This window comes from Actinoallomurus sp. NPDC050550 (genome assembly GCF_040655075.1).
GTDB lineage: Bacteria > Actinomycetota > Actinomycetes > Streptosporangiales > Streptosporangiaceae > Actinoallomurus.
Genome location: NZ_JBFAJC010000012.1, coordinates 105736 through 124084, shown reverse-complemented (window position 1 = coordinate 124084; position 18349 = coordinate 105736). Strand labels below are relative to the sequence as shown.

Here is an 18349-nt window from a genome sequence, read left to right as displayed (position 1 = left end):
TTGCTCCTGCAGATCCTGGGCACGGCCGCCGGCGGCGGCGTGCCTCAGTGGAACTGCGCGTGCCCGGGGTGTGCCGGTGCCCGCTCCCACCCGGAGCGTCGGCGCCGGCACGCCTCGGCGGCGATCCGTGTCGGCGACCGATGGTTCGTCATCAACGCCACGCCGGACATCGCCGACCAGGTCGAGTTCTGCGGCACGCCGGTGCCCGGCTCGCGGGACACCCCCCTCGCCGGAGTGATCCTCACCGACGCCGAACTCGACCACACCCTGGGACTGGCCCGGCTCCGCGAGGCCGCGTCGGTCGACGTCATCGCGACACCGGCGGTGACCGGCGCCCTCTGCGACCGGCTCCGCCTGAACGACGTCCTGGCCCCCTACACCCGCCTCACCTGGCACGAACTCCCGGAGGACCGGCCCGTACGGCTCGGCGGCACCGTGTCGGTGCAGGCCGTGCGCGTCTCGGGCAAACGGCCCCGCTACGCCGCCGACGCCGACGCGGACGGGGCGTGGTCGGTGGCCCTCGTGCTCGCCGACGGCGACCGGACCGCCGTCTACGCGCCCTGTCTGGCCGACTGGACGCCGGCCCTCGACAAGGTGCTGTCGGCCGCCGACTGCGTCATCGTCGACGGCACGTTCTGGGACGACGACGAGCCCCGCCGGATGGGGGTCTCCGAGAGGACCGCCACCCAGATGGGGCACCTGCCGATCACGTGGACCGCCGGCCCGCTGTCGCGGCTGCGGGCCCACCGGAAGCTGTACACCCACCTCAACAACACCAATCCCCTCGTCGACCCGACCGCGCCGGCGCACGCGTCGCTGGCGGCCCTGGGCATCGAGGTCGCGCCCGACAGGACGGTGATCGAGCTGTGAGCATCGCCGACACGGAGTTGCCCCCCTGGACGACCACGGAGCTGGAGGACCGTCTGCGCGACGTCGTCGCGCGCCGCTACCACCACCGCCATCCGTTCAACCTGCGGATGCACGAGGGCACGCTCACGCCCGACGAGCTGCGGCGCTGGATCCTCAACCGCTTCCACTACCAGCAGCACATCCCGGTCAAGGACGCGCTCATCCTGGCCAAGCTGGGGACGTCCGAGCTGCGGCGCATGTGGATCCACCGCATCCACGACCACGACGGCACCGCGCCCGGCGAGGGCGGGATCGAGCGGTGGCTGCGCCTCGGTGAGGCGGCCGGCCTGGAGCGGGCCCGGCTGCTGTCGGGCGAAGAGGTGCTGCCGGGCGTACGCCTCGCCGTCGACGGCTACGTCAACTTCTGCCGCCTGCGCCCCCCGTTGGAGGCCGTCGCGTCGTCGCTGACCGAGCTGTTCGCCCCGGACCTCATGCGGGTCCGCATCGAGGCGTTCGAACGCCACTATCCCTGGGTCGACGCGGACGGGCTGCGGTACTTCCGCGGCCGGATCTCCCAGGGCCGTAACGACAGTCAGGAGGCCATCGCCCTCGTCCTCGACCGGGCCCGGACCCGCGCCGACCAGGAGCGCGCGGTCGCCGCCCTGTCCTTCAAGTGCGACGTGCTGTGGAGCCTTCTCGACGCCGTGGAGCGCGGTTGAACACCGAGTGGCGGCCCACGCTGGCCGCGTCGATCAGGCTGCGTCACGACCGGGTGCGCGACAAGGAGCTGCTGGTGATGCCCGAGCGGGTCGTGGTGCTGAACCCGGAGGCGGGCCGCATCCTGCGGCTGTGCGACGGCAGCCGTACGACGACGCAGATCGTCGAGGAGCTGACGGCGGACTTCCCCGGCGCGCCCCTCGCCGACGACGTCGGCGAGTTCCTGGGCCGGGTGCGCGATGAGGGGTGGGTGAGATGAGCTTCGAAGAGCGGACGCCCGAGGCCGTCGAGGTCGGGACGGTCGATCCGCCGTGGGCGCTGCTGGCCGAGGTCACCCACGCGTGCCCGCTGCACTGCCCGTACTGCTCCAACCCGGTCGAACTGGTCCGGCGCACCACCGAACTGGACACGGCCACCTGGGTCCGCCTCATGGAGGAGGCGGGCGACCTGGGCATCGTGCACGCCCACATCTCCGGCGGCGAGCCGCTCCTGCGGCCCGACCTGACCGAGATCGTGGCCGCCGCCGAGCGCGCCGGGATCTACACCCAGCTCGTCACCAGCGGCGTCGGCCTCGACGCGGCCCGGCTCGGCGAGCTCACCGACGCCGGGCTGCACAGCGTCCAGCTCTCCGTCCAGGACGCGACCGCCGCCGCCTCCGACCACATCGCGGGCCGGCGGTCGTTCGCCGAGAAGGAACGCGCCGCCGAGGTCGTACGCGCCGCAGGCCTGCCGCTCGGCCTCAACGTCGTCCTGCACCGGCACAACCTCGCGGGCCTCGACGCCATCATCCGGCTGGGCGTCGAGTGGGGCGCCGAACGCATCGAGCTGGCCAACACCCAGTTCTACGGGTGGGCGCTGCGCAACCGGACGGCGCTCCTGCCGGGCCGGGAGCTGCTCGCCACCGCCGAGGAGACCGTACGGCGCTGGCGCGAGCAGTCCTCGATCGAGCTGATCTGGGTGGTGCCGGACTACTACGAAGGCATCGCCAAGCCGTGCATGGGCGGCTGGGGCAACCGCTCCATCACCATCGCCCCGGACGGACGAGTGCTCCCCTGCCCGGTCGCGTACGCCCTGCCGGACCTGTCGCCGCCGAACGCCCGCGACCACTCCCTCGCCTGGATCTGGGAGCACTCCCCCGCCTTCAACGCCTACCGGGGCACGGCCTGGATGCGCGAGCCATGCCGCACCTGCCCACAGCGCGAGGTCGACTTCGGCGGCTGCCGCTGTCAGGCGTTCGCGCTGACCGGAGACGCGGCCCGTACGGACCCGGCCTGCCACCTCTCCCCCGACCACTACCTGATCCAGGAGCTCACAGAGGAGCCCGCGACGGCCGACTTCGTCTACCGCCGCCCCGGCGCGTGACCACCCGGCCGTACCGAGTCATCAGGTGGTCGCCAGGTCGAGGGCCAGGGCGGCGACCGCCAGCGCGAGGAAGCCGTTGGCCAGGCCGAACTGGAGCGAATAGTCGCTCGCGCGAATGTGGGTGTAGAGGGCGCAGACGAAGAACAGGACCAGACCGATGGCGGCGGCCGTTCCGATCAGCGGCACGCCGGCGAGGCCGAGCAGCAGCCCCACGGCACCCGCGATCTTCGCGGTGCCGATCGGGAACGTCAGCCAGGACACCGGCACCCCGGCCCTCTCCATGGGAGGCAGGATCGGCTTGAAATGAGCGACGGCGGCGACGCCCGAGAAACCGTTCGCGGCGATCGCGAGGACGGCGACGACGACATAGGCGGTGAACACTGAATACTCCTAAGGCCGCTGTTCAGCCGAGGTGGGAGAGCTTGTCGGGGTTGGTCACGGTGTAGATCCCGCAGACCTGGGTGCCATCGGCGGTCAGGTCGAGCACGACGACCGCGTAGGGCGTGTCGCCGGACAGCAGCAGGGCCGACGGTTCGCCGTTGATGTGCTCGTAGCGGACGGAGAGATCGGGGATGGGCCGCCGGACGGCGTCGCCGATGAGCAGGCGGGCGATCTTGTCGCGGCCCTGGATCGACCGCGTGCCCGCCGCGCGCGCCTTGCCCCCGCCGTCGGCCCACAGGGCCACGTCGGGCGCGAGGACCCGGATGAGGGCCTCGATGTCGCCGCCGACCACGGCCGCGACGAACCGTTCGGTCACCTGACGCCGTACACGCGGGTCGGCCTCGTACCGGGGACGGCGCGCGTGCACGTGCTCGCGGGCCCGGTGCGCCACCTGTCGTACCGCCGAGGCGCTGCGGCCCAGAACGCCGGCGACCTCAGGGTGGGAGTAGCCGAACACCTCGTGCAGCACGAACACCGCGCGTTCCAGCGGAGAGAGCGTCTCCAGCACCACGAGCAGCGCCATCGACACCGACTCCCCGCGCACGACGCCATCGGCGACGTCGTTCGGGCTCGGCGGGGTGGCGAGCGGCTCGGGCAGCCACGGCCCGACGTACTCCTCCCGGCGGCGGCTGATGCTCTCCCGCCGGGCCAGGGCCCGGTTGACCACGACGCGTACGAGGTAGGCGCGCGGGTTCCCGATCGGCTCTCCGCCGCCCGCGCGGCAGCGGGCGTCCCAGGCGAGCCAGGCCTCCTGGAGCACGTCCTCGGTGTCCACGACGCTGCCCAGCATCGTGTAGACGATGGAGAACAGCAGCTCCCGGTGGTCGACGAAGACGCGCGTGGCCGTCTCCGCCGGTGAGTCCGGCACCGGGTCGGGCGGGCTGTGGGACATGGTGGGTTCCTCCTGCCATGAGCAATCAGATCACCACCTGAGAGCGACGCCGCCCCCCGAAGTGTGACATCGACGTTCGCCGAGACTCAGGACCGGCATGTCCAAGCAAGGACGGCACCCGGCACTCCGGCTAGACACCGCCTAACGCATTTGTGCACTGCTTTAGCATTAGCGCATGAGTGATCCCGTTCCCTTGACCGGTGAGCCGCTGGCGCTCGACCTGGTCAACACCCGACCCTACGACGCGGACCTGCTCGGCTCCCCCGCCGACCTGCGTACGTGGCTGGAGCTGGAGGCCGACCGGCTTCCCGACCCGCCCGCGCACGAGGCCGCGGGCCTGACCGCCGCCGATGTGGCGGCCGTTCACGCCGTACGGGACGCCGCCGGCCTCGCGGTCGACCATGCCCGGCGCGGCGAGCGTCCGCCCGCGTCCGCGCTGGAGGCGCTGAACGACGCGCAGCGCGCCGCGCCCGCCATCCGCGAACTCGCCTGGGACGGTTCGTCGATCATCGCCGCCCGCCGCCGTAGCGGTGCCCCCGGAGTGCGCCTGGCGGCCTGGCTGGCCGAGGCCGCCGCGGACCTCCTCGCCGACCCCGAGGTCAGCAAGGTGCGCGAGTGCGAGGCCGAGGACTGCGTGATGCTGTTCCTGCCCGCCCATCCGCGCCGCCGGTGGTGCTCGGCGACCCGCTGCGGCAACCGCGCCCGGGTCGCTCGCCACTATCAGCGACACAGACCCGCCTGACAGTGCTTGTGACGGCCCCCGGGTTTGGTGAAAACTAGTCAGCCGACCAAAGGGCGATAACCGAACAAACTAGCCCGCATGGCGCTCTTTCTGGGGCTCAGCGCGTGCGGTGACGATGGGGCGGGGGACCGTTGAACCGGGACGAGGTGGACCGTGTCCTCGGTCGCCTGCGCGATGAGCGGGATCGCATCACGTCCGGGCTGCTCGAACTCGAGGCGCAGCAGGGGTACAAGCTCCTCAAGGGCGCGCCGCTGACCGGGCTCACCGCCGGCCGGTGGAGCGAGCTGAGCGACCGGATGGCGTCGCTGTGGCGGTTGTTCGAGGCGTACGGGCGCGTGCTCGGGCAGGCCGAGGAGATCCGGGCGCGGCGGAAGAAGCCCGACGACGCGGAGCTGGCCGAGCTGGAGCGTCTGCTGCGCGGGCCGTCCATCGAGTTGGCGACGCAGATCCCCCTCGAGAAGCGGACGCTGCTCGGCCCGTCCACCGAGCGCCTCTCCCTCGACGACGTGGTGACCCGGATGACCGCGCTGTACGAGGAGGCGGCCCGGTTGATCGCCGAGGTGGACACGGCCTGGTCGGCGCTGCTCACCCGGCTGGACCGGGTCGCCGAGGCGGCGCGTGCGGTCGAGGGGCTGCTCGACTCTCTGGGACCGGATCCGGAGTACGACCGGCTCAAGGGCGAGTTGGACGGGCTGCGCGAGACCGTCCGGACCGACCCGCTGTCGATGCGCCCGGCCGCCTTCGACGGCATCGACGCCGCGCTGGGCGCGCTGCGGTCGCGACTGGAGGAGGCGGTCCGTCTCCGGGCCGAGTACGACGTGCGGCTGCGGCGCATCGAGGAGACCATCGGGCTGATCCGCACCGCCGAGGACGAGGCGCTGCGGGTGCGCGAGCAGGTCCTCGCGAAGATCGCCTCGCCCATGCTGCCGGACCTGCCGGAGTCGTCGGCGGCGCTGGCCGACCGGCTGGCCGCGCTCGGCACCGTCCAGGGCCGGTGGACCGACCTCGCCGAGCGCGTGACGCAGCTCGAGGAGGCGGCGGCCAACGCCCTCGAGCAGACGCGGACGACCGTGCGGACCATCGCCGGGCTCCTGGAGCGGCGGGACGAGCTGCGCGGCCGGCTCGACGCGTACCGGGCGAAGGCCGGGCGGCTCGGAGGCTCGGAGGACCCCGTGCTGACAGACCTCTACCAGAGGGCCCACGACCTGCTGTGGACCTCCCCCTGCGACCTGCGGCGCGCCACCGCCGCGCTGGCGGAGTACCAGCGTGCGATCGGAGATCGAAAGTGAACTGCACTCAGCCCGGCTGTTCCGGAACCGTGGAGGACGGATACTGCGTCGTATGCGGTATGGCACCCACCGCGGCCGTTCCGGGGAACGACCGGTGCGTTCAGCCCGGCTGCACCGGCACCATCCAGGGCGGCTACTGCGACGTCTGCGGCATTGCCGCCGCGGCGACAGTGGCCCCGGCATCCGGCGCCGCGTCGTCACCGGCGTCCGCCGCCGTTCCGGCCCCCTCCCCCCCGCCCGATGACCGCTGCACGCGCTCAGGGTGCGGCGGCACGATCATGGACGGCTACTGCGACGTGTGCGGGCTGGCGCCGGCGGCCGGGGGCCCTTCGGCAAGCCCGGCGGCGAGCCCGGCCACGGGCCCCGCATCGAGCCGGGCCTCGGCCCGGTCCGCGCCGGTCACCGCGGGCAGCCGTGGGACGGGCATCAGCGGGCGCACGTCGAGCCGCAGCGTACGTACCGGGTCGTCGCGGTCGTCGTCGCGGCGGCGCGGCATGCTCGGGGCGGGCCTGGTCGAGGTGCCGCGCGTGCCGTACCGGGATCCCGCGTCGGCGATCATGGCCAACCCCGTCGTCGCGGAGAACAAGCGCTACTGCAGCAGCTGCGGCGAGCCGGTGGGGCGGTCCCGAGGCGACCGGCCGGGCCGCACGGAGGGGTTCTGTCCGAAAGACGGCACCGCGTTCTCGTTCACGCCGAAGCTGAAGGCGGGCGACCTGGTCGGCGGCCAGTACGAGGTGCTCGGCTGCCTCGCGCACGGCGGCCTCGGCTGGATCTACCTGGCCCGCGACGAGAACGTGAGCCACCGATGGGTGGTGCTCAAGGGCCTGCTCGACGCCGGTGACGCCGACGCGCTGGCCGCGGCGGCGGCCGAGCGGGCCTTCCTCGCCGAGGTCGAGCACCCCAACATCGTCAAGATCTACAACTTCGTGCAGCACGACGGCTCCGGCTACATCGTCATGGAGTACGTCGGCGGCCGGCCGCTGAAGGACATCCTCAAGGACCGCCGCGAGGCCGAGGGGCCGGACGCGTCGCTGCCGCTCCCCCAGGTGATCGCGTACGGCATCGAGGTACTGCGCGCGTTCGACTACCTGCACGGCCTCGGCGTCCTGTACTGCGATTTCAAGCCGGACAACGCGATCCAGTCCGAGGAGCAGCTCAAGCTCATCGACCTCGGTGGGGTCCGCCGCATCGACGACGTCGACGGCGCGATCTACGGCACGGTCGGCTACCAGGCGCCCGAGATCGCCGACGAGGGTCCCTCGATCGGTTCCGACCTGTACACCGTGGGCCGGACGCTCGCCGTGCTGAGCTTCCCGTTCAAGGGCTACACCGGCAAGTGGGAGGCGAGCCTGCCGCCGCGCGAGGAGGTGCCGGTGCTCGCCCGGCACGAGTCGTACGACCGGCTGCTGCGCCGTGCCACCGACCGCGACCCGGCGTTCCGGTTCCAGGACGCCTCCGACATGGCGGACCAGCTCACCGGGGTGCTGCGCGAGGTGCTGTCCGCCGAGGACGGCGAGGCACGCCCGGCCGCGTCGACGCTGTTCGGGATGGAGCGGTTCACGGCGGGCGACGTGTTCGAGCCGCTCCGCCCGGCGGACGCCGCGGCGACGCTGCCGGCGCCGCTCGTGGACTCGTCCGACGCCGCCGCCGGTTTCCTCGCCGGCCTGACCGCGCTGGATCCGGAGCGGCTCGCCGACGCGCTGGCGAGCGCGCCCACGCGTACGCCGGAGGTCGACCTGACGCTCGCCCGGGTGCGCATCGAGCTGGGCGACACGGCGGAGGCGCACGCGGTACTCGACGCGCTGCCACCGGACGACTGGCGGGTGGGCTGGTACCGCGCGGTCGCCGTCCTGGCCGCCGGGAACGTCGCGGAGGCGGCGGGCCTGTTCGACGAGTTGTACTCGCTGATGCCGGGTGAGGCGGCGCCCAAGCTCGGCCTCGCGTACTGCCGTGAGCTGCTCGGCGACCCGGCGGGCGCGGCGGTCCTGCACGAGACCGTGTGGCGCACCGACCACGGGTACGTCACCGCGTGCTACGGACTGGCCCGGGCGCGGCTCGCTCTCGTGGACCGCGCCGGCGCGCTCCGGGCGCTCGACTCGGTCCCCAGGATCTCCAGTCACCACATCGCCGCGCAGATCTCCGCCGTGGCCACGGCCGTACGCGACCGGGACCCGGGTGAGATCACCGAGGCCGACCTGACCGGCGCAGGCGCGCGGCTGTCCGCGCTGAACCTCGATCCCGGACGCCACGGGCTGCTCGCCCTGGAGGTGCTGGAGGCGGCCCTCGGCCGGGTGCGGGCATCCGGGGACGGCACCGGTACGGTGCTCGGCACGCCGCTCACCGAGACCGGGCTGCGCCGCAAGCTCGAGGAGACCTACCGGACGCTCGCCCGGCTGGCCACCGACCGGGCCCGGCGGCATCTCCTGATCGACCAGGCCAACGCCGTGCGCCCGCTGACGGTGGTCTGACCGTGGGCGCACCGGAGAGCTGCCCGGGGTGCGGCAGCGAGGTCTTCGCCGACGAGGCGTTCTGTCAGGCGTGCGGCCGGTCCCTGACCGGGGAGCCCACACCGACCGGCGCGGCGTGTGCGGCGTGCGGGTCGGCGGCGTTCAGCGCGGACGGCTACTGCGAGCAGTGCGGGGTGCTGCGACCCGGTGACCGCGACCACGTCGAGATGGAGGCGGGCGGCGCCGCGGGCGTCACCGACCGGGGCCTGCGGCACAGCCGCAACGAGGACGCGATGGCCCTGGCCGTGGCGGGCGAAAGTGTCGCCGCGGTGGTCTGCGACGGCGTGTCGACCTCTCCCCTGCCGCAGGCGGCCTCCCAGGCCGCCGCCGACACGGGCCTGAAGACGCTCACCGAGCGGCTCGCGGCGGGCGATGACCCCGAGACCGCGACGCGTACGGCGCTGACCAAGGCCGTCGAGGCGGTCACGGCGCTCGCGCAGTCGCCGCACGACGCGCCCGCCTGCACGTACGTCTCCGCGTGCGCCGGACCGGGCGGCGTCACGGTCGGCTGGGTCGGGGACAGCCGCGCGTACTGGCTCGCCGGGGACGCCTCCCGGCAGCTCACCGCCGACGACTCGTGGGCCGCCGAGATGGTCGCGCACGGGGCGCTGACCGAGGCCGAGGCGCAGGCCCACCCGAACGCCCACGCCATCGTCGCCTGGCTCGGCGCGGACGCGGGCGAGGTCGAGCAGCACGTCACGGCATTCGTGCCGGAGGGGCCCGGCACGCTGCTGCTGTGCAGCGACGGCCTGTGGAACTACTACCCGGAAGCGACGCGGCTGGCCTCCGTCATGCCTTCCGCGGATCCGCTGACGGCGGCCCGGCATCTCGTACGCCTCGCGGTGGACGCCGGAGGGCGCGACAACATCACCGTCGTGGTGATCCCTTTCACACAGGAGCACGCGCAATGAGTGAACAGCCGGACTTCAGCATCCGGATCGACCAGAACAGGTACCTGCCGCAGGGCGGCCAGGAGGTCCACGCGATCGTCACGGTCGAGTCGACCGGGGGCCCGGTCGTCGCCGGCACCGGGACGTCCGCCTCCGAGGTCATCATCATCGACACCTCCGGGTCGATGGACTATCCGCGGAACAAGATGATCTCGGCGATCAAGGCCGCGCAGGCCGCGGTGGACACGCTGCGCGACGGGGTGAACTTCGCGGTCGTGTCCGGGTCGAGCCGCGCCGTGATGGTGTACCCGCGAGCGGAGGAGCTGGTCCCCGCCAACGCGCAGACCCGCGCCGAGGCCAAGGCCGCGCTGAGCCGGTTGACGGCGACGGGCGGCACCGCGATGGGTGCCTGGCTGGGCCTGGCCGGGCGGCTCTTCGCCCGGCGTCCGGAGGGCATCCGGCACGCGATCCTACTGACCGACGGCAAGAACCAGCATGAGACGCCGGAGCAGTTGGACCAGGCGGTGGCCGCGTCCGTCGGCCGGTTCGTCTGCGACTGCCGGGGTGTCGGCACCGACTGGGAGGTCGCCGAGCTGCGGAAGGTCGCGTCCGCGCTGCTCGGCAGCCTGGACATGGTGGCCAGCCCGGAGGCCCTCGAGGCCGACTTCCGCGCGATGACCGAGGCGGCGATGGGCAAGGCCGTCGCGGACGTCGCGCTGCGGGTGTGGACGCCGCAAAACGCCAAGCTGCGGTTCGTCAAGCAGGTGCTGCCGAGCGTGGAGGACCTCACCGGGCGGCGTACCGACGTGGACGAGCGGTCCGGTGACTACCCGCTCGGCGCGTGGGGCGCCGAGAGCCGCGACTACCACATCTGCGTCGAGGTGCCGGCGGGCGAAGTCGGCCGGGAGATGCGGGCCGGGTGGGTCAAGCTGATGCTCGGCGACCAGGTGGTGGCCAGCGGCAACGTCCTGGCCGAGTGGACCGACGACGAGGCCCAGTCAACCCGGATCAACCCGAAGGTCGCGCACTACACGGGCCAGGCCGAGCTCGCCGAGAACATCCAGGTCGGCCTGCAGGCCCGCAAGGACGGCGACCTGGACACCGCGACCGCGCGGCTCGGCCGGGCCGTCGCGCTGGCCCACGAGTCGGGCAACGAGGCGATCGCCGGTCTGCTCGGGAAGGTCGTCGACGTCGACGACCCGGCGACCGGCCGCGTCCGGCTGAAGAAGGACGTCGACAAGGCGGATGAGATGTCGCTGGACACCCGCTCGACCAAGACCGTACGGACGCGCCGGGGCGAGGGCTGAGCATGGCGACCTGTCCGGCCGGGCACGGCTCGACCGCCACCGACTACTGCGACGTGTGCGGCGCCCGCATCGGCGAGGCGCCGGCCCCGCCCGCGGCGTCCCCCGCCGCGCCGGCGCCCGCGGCGGGGGAAGGATGCCCCGACTGCGGCACGCCCCGTACCGGGCGCTTCTGTGAGGACTGCGGCTACGACTACGCGGTCGGCGGCGGCCGGCCCACGCCGCGGCCGACGACGGCGCCGTCCGTCCCCACCTCGCATCCGCAGACCCCCGCGCCGGCAGCCGGGGGCTCGGACGAGGAGGATCCCGTCACGCGGGACTGGTCGCCGGCGCAGGCCCCCGTTCCCGAGCCGCCCGCGACCGACTGGGCGGCCGTCGTCATCGCCGACCGGGAGTACTACGACCGCGTCGTCACCGAGGGCGAGGACTTCACCTTCCCGCCGTACTGCCCGTCGCGGCGCATCCCCCTGAGCGGGGAGCAGGTCCGGATCGGGCGGCGGAGCGTGTCGCGGGGCGTCACGCCGGAGATCGACCTGAGCGAGCCGCCCGCCGACCCGGGCGTCTCGCACACCCACGCGGTGCTTCTCGCCAAACCGGACGGCACCTGGACGCTGGTCGACCCGGGGTCCACGAACGGCACGACGGTCAACGAGGGCGACACGCCCATCCCCGTCAACGTGGAGGTTCCGCTGCGCGACGGCGACCGGGTGCACGTCGGCGTCTGGACCACCATCACGCTGCGGAGGCTGCGGTGACGATCACTACGACTCCCCCGTCCTCCCCGGCACCGCGGGCGCGGGTCCCCAAGCGGCTGCGGATCCGCACGATTCCGGGACGCATCCGCGCCCTGGCGGCCGTCGCCGCCCTGGCGGTGCTCGTCGTCCTCCTGGTCACGACGCTGACCGTGCAGAACGCCCGCGACGGACTGCGGGTGATCGGCCACGACGCGGGCCCGCAGGTCGTCGCCACCGGCGACCTGTACTTCGCGCTCAGCGACATGGACGCCCAGCTCGCCGACGCCCTGCTGATCGGCGGTGACCGCGGCCTGGCCGACCGGCGGGCGGCAGCGCTCCGGATGTACGATCAGCGCCGCTCCGAGGCGAACCGCACGCTGCTGCAGGGCTCGCGGCTCGCGGGCGCGGACGCGACGGAACAGCGCAACGCGCAGGAGATGCTGGACGCGCTCGGCCGCTACGAACGGCTGGCCGGGCAGGCGCTACTGACCGACGAACAGTCGAACCACGCCGCCGGGCCCCCTCCCACCGCCGTCACGGCGCTGTACCGCCAGGCGACCGACCTGATGAAGCTGGACGTGCTGCCGAAGGCGTACAACCTGACGCTGGACAACGGCACGAAGGTCCGCCGCACGTACGAGGCGAAGCGGTCGGCGGTGCTGAACGGGCGCATCTGGGTCGTGCTCACGGGCCTGCTGCTCATCGCCGTCCTCGTCGGCATGCAGTGGTACTTCATCCGGCGGTTCCGCCGACTGGTCAACCCGTTCCTCGCCCTGGCCACGGTCGGCACCCTGGTGCTCGTCGTGGTGAGCGTGGCGCTCCTGTCGAGCGAGGCGGGACGCCTGCGCACGGCCAAGGAGGACGGCTTCGACTCGGTGCTCGCGCTCTCGCGGGCCCGGGCGATCAGCAACAGCGCCCACGCGGACGAGGCCCGGTACCTGCTCGACCCCGGGCGCGCCGACACGTACGAACAGGTCTACCTGGACAAGTCCCAGGCGACCGTCTTCCTCGCGGCGGCGGGCAACCTCGACACCTACTACGCCCAGCTCGACCAGAAGATCGGCGGGAGCGACTTCCTCGGCTTCTTCGGCACCGAGGCCCACCACGTCACGCTGCCCGGTCAGCAGGACGCGCTGCGGAAGGTGCTGTCGCGGTACCAGAAGGTCCAGACGAACGACCGGAGCATCCGGCAGCTGGCGACCAACGGCGACCGCCGCGGGGCCCTGTCCCTCAAGCTGAACACCGGCACCGGCGACTTCGGCGACTACGACACGGCGCTGGTCGCCCTCAAGGACCTGCACGGTCGCGCCTTCGACAAGGCGATCAGTGCCGGCGACCACGGGCTGCGCGGCTGGAACATCATCCTGCCCGGGGCGGCCGTCCTCCTCATCATCCTCATCCTCGCCGGGGTCCGGCCGCGGCTGTCCGAGTACCGGTAAGGGAGCGCAGCACATGCGACTACGTCGAATCGGCCTCGCGCTGACGCTGCTGGCGGCGGCCGGCTGCGGGGTGGCCGACGGCTCGACGCCGACGGTCAGCGGAAAGGACCACCTGGTCATCGGCGTGAACAAAGACCAGCCGGGTCTCGGCTTCCGCGACGGGTACGGCGACTACAAGGGCTTCGACATCGACGTCGCCCGCGACATCGCCAAGCGGCTCGGCGCGAAGCACCTGACGTTCAAGCCGGTGGCGAGCGGCGAGCGGGAGCAGGCGCTGCGCGCCGGCGACGTCGACATGGTCGTGGCCAGCTACTCCATCACGCAGCAGCGCAAGACCCAGGTCGTCTTCGGCGGCCCGTACTACGTCGCCCACCAGGACATCCTGGTGCGCGGCACCGACACGACCGTGCGGAACGTCCGCGACCTGCGCGGCAAACGCCTGTGCCAGGTCACCGGCTCGGTCTCCTGGCAGCGTGTCACGCAGGAGCGCAAGATCGACGCCCGCCTGGTGCCGGCGTCCACGTACGGCCAGTGCCTGGACGATCTGACCTCCGGGACGGTCGACGCCATCTCCACCGACGACCTGATCCTGGCCGGCTTCGCGGCGCAGCGGGGGAACCAGGTCCGTTTCGTCAACGCCCCCTTCTCCGACGAGAAGTACGGCGTCGGGCTGCGCCCCGGGGACATCGGCGGGTGCGAGGACGTCAACAAGGCGATCACCGAGATGTACCAGGACGGCACCGCCGCCACCCTGCTCAAACGCTGGTTCGGCTCGACGGGCCTCAACGTCACGACGACCGTCCCCCAGTTCGAGGGCTGCGGCTGAACCCGCCCTGTTGACCTTGCCCTTGGGTGAAGCCGCAGCATCTTCGGCATCGGCCACAGTGGCCGAGACGAGGAGGAACGGTGAGGCGGTTGCTGACGATCGGGGCGTTCGCCCGGGCCGCACGGCTGTCGCCGAAGGCGTTGCGGCTGTACGACGAACTCGGGTTGCTGCCGCCGGCCGCCGTCGACGGTGAGTCGGGGTACCGGTTCTACGATCCGGCCCAGCTGGAACAGGCCCGGTTGATCGCCTGGCTCCGGCGGCTCGGCATGCCGTTGGCGCGTATCCGGCGCGTGTGCGACCTGCCCGCGCCGGCTGCGGCCGAAGAGGTCGCCGGCTACTGGGAGCAGGTGCTGACCGGGACCGCCGCCCGTGGGCAACTGGCCACCTTCCTCGTCGACTACCTGATGGGAAGGGGCAGTCCTGTGGAGGACGCGACCATGCTCGGGATCCGTTACGCCGCCCGGTCGGAGCAGGGACCGGTGCGCACGAGCAACGAGGACACCGCGTACGCCGGCCCGCGCTTGCTGGCGGTGGCCGACGGCGCCCGCGATGCGGCCGGTGACCTGGCGAGCGCTGCGGCCGTCGAGGCGCTGAAACCGCTGGAGACCCTGGCCGTGCCGGCCGAGGATCTGCTCGGCACGCTCGCCGACGCGATCGATGAGGCCGACCGGGCGATCGGGGAGATCGCCGCGTCGGCCCCGACAGGTGAGGCGGTCACCACGTTGACCGCGCTGCTGTGGTCCGGTTCCCGGCTGGCGCTGGTGCACATCGGCGACACCCGGGCGTACCTCGTACGGGACGGGGAGCTGTTCCAGATCACCCATGACCACACCTACGTGCAATCGCTGATCGACGAGGGCCGGCTGACCGTGGAGGAGGCGGCCTCTCATCCGCAACGCTCGCTGCTGGTACGGGCACTGACCGGCACAGGCGAGACGCGGCCGGACCTGTCGATGCACGAGGCCATGGCCGGTGACCGGTATCTGTTGTGCTCCGACGGACTGTCGACCGTCGTACCGGCCGGGTCGCTGCGCGAGGTGCTGACCGGGCCGGGTGGCCCCCAGCAGGTGCTCGAGGAGCTGGTCGGGCGGGCGTACGCCGCCGGCGCCCCGGACAACATCGCCTGCGTGGTCGCGGACGTGGTCGGCCTGGAAACACCGGCCGCGGTGGGTGCCGGCCCGAGCGGCGGCACCGGACGGTGAGCTGGGGGGCCGGGCGCTGAGCTGGGGGGCTGGGCGCTGAGCGTCCATGCGGTCGACCGCCGCCCGCTGGTCCAGTGGTTGATCTTGGTCGTGGCCTGACTCGCGGTACGCGCCCGCCGTCCGGCGGGTCACCGGGCCGCGGTCACCAGGTGGTAGAGCAGGAGGAGCTGGGTGATGGCCAGGGGCTCGCTGTGCATGTCGCCGCCCAGGCCGCCCAGGGTCTCCGGTGGGTCGCCGGCGTCCACGCCGAGCCGCGACCAGATGGCCTTGCGCACCATCCGGCTCTCCTCGGCGGGGACGTTCCCGTGGATGCGCAGCGTATCTACGGGCCGCCCGTCCTCGTCCCTGGTCAGCCGTAGCTGGATCGCGCGCCCGTCGTCGGCGAGGACCGCGCTCAGGTCCGGGTGCGGGATGGTAGGCCGCAGGACCAGGTCGGCGGACAGGGGCGTGCCGGGCGGGTCCCCGCCGACCGGTGAGAACCGGACGATGAGGTCCGCGAAGGAGCGCTGCGGGCGGATGAACTCCGCCGACTCCGGCTCGCGCCGCTTCAGCTCGGCGCGCACCTGCTCGGCCGTATAGCCGCGGCGTTGCGTGTCCCGCTCGACCTTCCAGCGGTGCCGTACGGGCTCCGGCGGGTCGAGGTAGATGGCGATGTCGAAGCACGCCCGCGTCAGCCGGGTGTGCAGCGGCAGCAGGCCCTCGACGATGGCGAACTCCCGGGGCTCGACCAGTTCGGGTCGGCACAGCAGGCCGGTGCCGTGGTCGTACACCGGCTTGAGGATGGGGTTGCCCGTCGCGACCAGTTGGAGGTGCTGCTCCATGATCTCGATGTGGTTGCACTCTGGGTGGAGCGCGGTGAACGGCAGTCCCTTGCGCTCCCGGCGGTCGTAGCGGTGGTAGTCGTCCACGCCGATCGTGGTGACCCGCTCGGGTCCGAGGATCTCGGCGAGCCCTCGGGTCAGCGTGGTCTTCCCGGCCGCGCTGTCGCCCGCGACGGCGACCATGACCGGCCGCCGGGCCGGCGGGAGCTCGTCGCGAAGGCGCCTGATCCGGGTCAGCTTGTGCGGCACGTCTCCTCCTCAGATGCCTCTCGGGCGCGGACCTTCGCGAGGGCGGCTCCCACGACGGCGGGGACGCTGAATCCGAGTTCGCGGTACACGACGTCGCCGGGCGCGCTGACGCCGAAGCGGCGCAGGCCCACGACCGCGTCGCCCGGGCGGGCCAGCGCCCGCCACCCCTGCGGGACGCCGGCCTCGACCCACACTGCCGGGCAGTCCGGCAGGAGTTTGGCGTGGGACTCCAGTGCCTCCTCGAACCGCTCGCGCCACGGGACCGACAGCACGCGTACGCCGACACCGCGTTCGGAGAGTTCCTCGGCGGCGGCCAGTGCCAGCGCGACCTCCGACCCGGAGGCGACGAGGGCGACCTCGGGCGGCCACGTGCTGTCGCGGAGGACGCGCGCGCCGTACCGCGCGATCGCGTCGTCCCGCACCGGCTCCAGCACGGGCAGGTCCTGACGGCTGAGCACGAGCGCCACCGGCCCGCCGGTGCTGCGGAGGGCGATCCGCCAGCAGGCCGCGGTCTCGTTGGCGTCGGCGGGGCGCAGCACGGTCAGGCCGGGGATGAGCCGCAGCGACTCCAGCTGTTCGACGGGCTGGTGAGTGGGCCCGTCCTCGCCGACCGCGACCGAGTCGTGGCTGAAGATGAAGATGACGGGCAGCCGCATCAGCGCGGCCATCCGTATCGCCGGGCGCATGTAGTCGGAGAACACCAGGAACGCGCTCCCGTACGGGCGCAGCCCGCCGTGCAGCGCGAGCCCGTTCAGCATGGCGCCCATGGCGTGCTCGCGGATGCCGAAGTGCAGAGTACGGCCGCCGAAGGCGTCGGGTCGTACGTCCGCCGCGCCGGCAATGGTGCTGTTGGTGGAGGACGCCACGTCGGCCGACCCGCCGACGAGCCCCGGATACGCGGGGCCGATCGCCGCGAGCACCGCGCCGGACGCCGTGCGCGTCGCCATCGCGGTGCCCGGCTCGAAGACCGGGAGTTCGAGGCGCCCGGGCGGCGGCGGAGGAGCCGACAGGTCCCATCCGGCCGCGACGTCGGGATGCGCCTGGATCCATGCCGCGCGCCGCCGCTCCCACGCCCGGCGCTCCTCTCGTCCCCGGGCGGCGAGCCTGCGGCACCGCGCGGCGACCGCCTCGGGGACGAAGAACGCCTCGGCGGGCCAGCCGGCCGCTTCCCGCGCCGCCGCCAGCTCCGCCTCGCCGAGCGGACGCCCGTGCACCGTGCTCGACCCGGCCAGCGTCGGCGCGCCGTCGCCGATCGTCGTACGGACGGCCACGAGGCTGGGCCGGGTGTCGTCCGTCGCCGCACGTGCCAACGCCCGCGCCACCGCCGCGACGTCGTTGCCGTCCCGTACGCGCGACGTCGCCCAGCCGTATGCGGCGAACCGGCCGAGCACGTCGTCCCGGCAGGTCTTGCGGGCCGGACCGTCGATCGTGACGTCGTTGTCGTCGTAGACGACGATCAGGCGGCCCAGGCCGAGATGGCCCGCGAGGGAGGCCGCCTCGTGGCTGATGCCCTCCATCAGGTCGCCGTCGCCGGCCAGCACCCACGTACGGTGGCCGACGACCGTGTGCTCGTCGACATTCAGGCGGGCGGCGAGCATGCGCTCGGCGAGGGCCATGCCGACGGCGTTCGCGAGTCCCTGGCCGAGCGGGCCGGTGGTCACCTCGACGCCCGGCGTGCACCCGTATTCGGGATGCCCCGGCGTCCGCGACCCGCGCCGGCGGAACCGCCGCAGTTCCTCCAGCGGCAGGTCGTACCCGAAGAGATGTAGCAGCGCGTAGAGCAGCATCGACCCGTGCCCGGCGGACAGCACGAAGCGGTCGCGGTCGGGCCAGCCGGGGTCGCCCGGGTCGTGCCGGAGGAACCTCGACCACAGCACCCAGGCGGGTGCGGCGGCGCCCATCGGCAGGCCCGGGTGCCCGCTGCCGGCCGCCTGCACGGCGTCGGCGGCGAGCATCCGGATCGTCGTGACGGCCTGGGCGTCGATCTCGTCGAATCCGGCGGCGATCCGATCCGCGTCGGACCGGCCGGTGCGTTCGCTCGCGGATGTGTTCATCGCGTTTCCCGGATTTCCGCGGGAACTGGAA

At 73.0% G+C, this 18349-nt stretch carries 17 protein-coding genes; 13 read left to right on the top strand and 4 right to left on the bottom strand.

The genetic code is table 11. The features are described from left to right. From AB0I04_RS18950 to pqqE, 4 genes are read left to right on the top strand one after another with little or no spacing between them, the layout of a single operon-like run. Complete coding sequence (locus AB0I04_RS18950) at positions 1-870, top strand: MBL fold metallo-hydrolase (RefSeq protein WP_360885997.1); 870 nt, start codon at positions 1-3, stop codon at positions 868-870. Beyond that, on the top strand, positions 867-1568 hold the full coding sequence (gene pqqC, locus AB0I04_RS18945; RefSeq protein WP_360885995.1) for a pyrroloquinoline-quinone synthase PqqC: 702 nt from the start codon (positions 867-869) through the stop codon (positions 1566-1568). The genes AB0I04_RS18950 and pqqC overlap by 4 nt, the downstream gene beginning before the upstream one ends. Beyond that, positions 1565-1825 (top strand): pyrroloquinoline quinone biosynthesis peptide chaperone PqqD, encoded by a 261-nt coding sequence (gene pqqD, locus AB0I04_RS18940; RefSeq protein ID WP_360885993.1) that lies wholly within the window; start codon positions 1565-1567, stop codon positions 1823-1825. Before pqqC ends, pqqD begins: the two co-directional genes overlap by 4 nt. Further along, the gene (pqqE, locus tag AB0I04_RS18935) at positions 1822-2928 is read left to right on the top strand and encodes a pyrroloquinoline quinone biosynthesis protein PqqE (protein ID WP_360885991.1); all 1107 of its coding nucleotides are present in this window, start codon (positions 1822-1824) and stop codon (positions 2926-2928) included. Before pqqD ends, pqqE begins: the two co-directional genes overlap by 4 nt. Positions 2929-2949: 21 nt before the next feature. Here the strand turns inward: pqqE and AB0I04_RS18930 are convergent, their stop codons facing one another. Together AB0I04_RS18930 and sigJ are read right to left on the bottom strand one after the other, a co-directional pair. After that, on the bottom strand, positions 2950-3309 hold the full coding sequence (locus AB0I04_RS18930; protein WP_360885990.1) for a DoxX family protein: 360 nt from the start codon (positions 3307-3309) through the stop codon (positions 2950-2952). A gap of 22 nt (positions 3310-3331) precedes the next feature. Next, on the bottom strand, positions 3332-4261 hold the full coding sequence (sigJ, locus tag AB0I04_RS18925; protein ID WP_360885988.1) for an RNA polymerase sigma factor SigJ: 930 nt from the start codon (positions 4259-4261) through the stop codon (positions 3332-3334). A gap of 175 nt (positions 4262-4436) precedes the next feature. Here sigJ and AB0I04_RS18920 point away from each other — a divergent pair, with 175 nt between their 5' ends. The 9 genes from AB0I04_RS18920 (at position 4437) to AB0I04_RS18880 (ending at position 15194) form a co-directional block, all read left to right on the top strand. Beyond that, positions 4437-5003 carry a CGNR zinc finger domain-containing protein gene (locus AB0I04_RS18920; RefSeq protein ID WP_360885987.1) on the top strand — a complete coding sequence of 189 codons (567 nt, stop codon included), beginning with the start codon at positions 4437-4439 and terminating at the stop codon, positions 5001-5003. A gap of 131 nt (positions 5004-5134) precedes the next feature. Next, the gene (locus AB0I04_RS18915) at positions 5135-6292 is read left to right on the top strand and encodes a hypothetical protein (protein WP_360885985.1); all 1158 of its coding nucleotides are present in this window, start codon (positions 5135-5137) and stop codon (positions 6290-6292) included. A 278-nt stretch (positions 6293-6570) separates the two neighbouring features. Then, positions 6571-8760 (top strand): tetratricopeptide repeat protein, encoded by a 2190-nt coding sequence (locus AB0I04_RS18910; protein WP_360886171.1) that lies wholly within the window; start codon positions 6571-6573, stop codon positions 8758-8760. 2 nt (positions 8761-8762) lie between these two features. Continuing rightward, the gene (locus AB0I04_RS18905) at positions 8763-9710 is read left to right on the top strand and encodes a PP2C family serine/threonine-protein phosphatase (RefSeq protein ID WP_360885983.1); all 948 of its coding nucleotides are present in this window, start codon (positions 8763-8765) and stop codon (positions 9708-9710) included. Further along, positions 9707-10996 carry a VWA domain-containing protein gene (locus tag AB0I04_RS18900; RefSeq protein ID WP_360885981.1) on the top strand — a complete coding sequence of 430 codons (1290 nt, stop codon included), beginning with the start codon at positions 9707-9709 and terminating at the stop codon, positions 10994-10996. The genes AB0I04_RS18905 and AB0I04_RS18900 overlap by 4 nt, the downstream gene beginning before the upstream one ends. 2 nt (positions 10997-10998) lie before the next feature. Beyond that, positions 10999-11748, top strand: a complete 750-nt coding sequence (locus AB0I04_RS18895; protein ID WP_360885979.1) for an FHA domain-containing protein — start codon at positions 10999-11001, stop codon at positions 11746-11748. After that, positions 11745-13166: a hypothetical protein gene (locus tag AB0I04_RS18890; RefSeq protein ID WP_360885977.1), complete on the top strand. Its 1422-nt coding sequence runs from the start codon at positions 11745-11747 to the stop codon at positions 13164-13166. The genes AB0I04_RS18895 and AB0I04_RS18890 overlap by 4 nt, the downstream gene beginning before the upstream one ends. A 13-nt stretch (positions 13167-13179) precedes the next feature. Then, on the top strand, positions 13180-13992 hold the full coding sequence (locus AB0I04_RS18885) for a glutamate ABC transporter substrate-binding protein (protein ID WP_360885976.1): 813 nt from the start codon (positions 13180-13182) through the stop codon (positions 13990-13992). 80 nt (positions 13993-14072) lie between these two features. Further along, positions 14073-15194 (top strand): MerR family transcriptional regulator, encoded by a 1122-nt coding sequence (locus AB0I04_RS18880; protein ID WP_360885974.1) that lies wholly within the window; start codon positions 14073-14075, stop codon positions 15192-15194. Between the two features lie 128 nt (positions 15195-15322). On the opposite strand, the gene AB0I04_RS18875 is transcribed toward AB0I04_RS18880, so the two are convergent. Both AB0I04_RS18875 and tkt read right to left on the bottom strand, forming a co-directional pair. After that, on the bottom strand, positions 15323-16264 hold the full coding sequence (locus AB0I04_RS18875; RefSeq protein WP_360885972.1) for a phosphoribulokinase: 942 nt from the start codon (positions 16262-16264) through the stop codon (positions 15323-15325). Further along, a complete protein-coding gene (gene tkt / locus AB0I04_RS18870) occupies positions 16249-18318 on the bottom strand; it encodes a transketolase (RefSeq protein WP_360885970.1) in 2070 nt (689 codons plus the stop codon). The genes AB0I04_RS18875 and tkt overlap by 16 nt, the downstream gene beginning before the upstream one ends. Between the last annotated feature and the right edge of the window lie 31 nt (positions 18319-18349).

Excerpts from the sequence above, each read along its gene's own strand:
- pqqE (WP_360885991.1), top strand. The coding sequence starts at position 1,822 with ATGAGCTTCGAAGAGCGGACGCCCGAGGCCGTCGAGGTCGGGACGGTC.
- sigJ (WP_360885988.1), bottom strand. The coding sequence starts at position 4,261 with ATGTCCCACAGCCCGCCCGACCCGGTGCCGGACTCACCGGCGGAGACG.
- AB0I04_RS18920 (WP_360885987.1), top strand. The coding sequence starts at position 4,437 with ATGAGTGATCCCGTTCCCTTGACCGGTGAGCCGCTGGCGCTCGACCTG.
- AB0I04_RS18910 (WP_360886171.1), top strand. The coding sequence starts at position 6,571 with ATGGACGGCTACTGCGACGTGTGCGGGCTGGCGCCGGCGGCCGGGGGC.
- AB0I04_RS18900 (WP_360885981.1), top strand. The coding sequence starts at position 9,707 with ATGAGTGAACAGCCGGACTTCAGCATCCGGATCGACCAGAACAGGTAC.
- AB0I04_RS18895 (WP_360885979.1), top strand. The coding sequence starts at position 10,999 with ATGGCGACCTGTCCGGCCGGGCACGGCTCGACCGCCACCGACTACTGC.
- AB0I04_RS18885 (WP_360885976.1), top strand. The coding sequence starts at position 13,180 with ATGCGACTACGTCGAATCGGCCTCGCGCTGACGCTGCTGGCGGCGGCC.
- tkt (WP_360885970.1), bottom strand. The coding sequence starts at position 18,318 with ATGAACACATCCGCGAGCGAACGCACCGGCCGGTCCGACGCGGATCGG.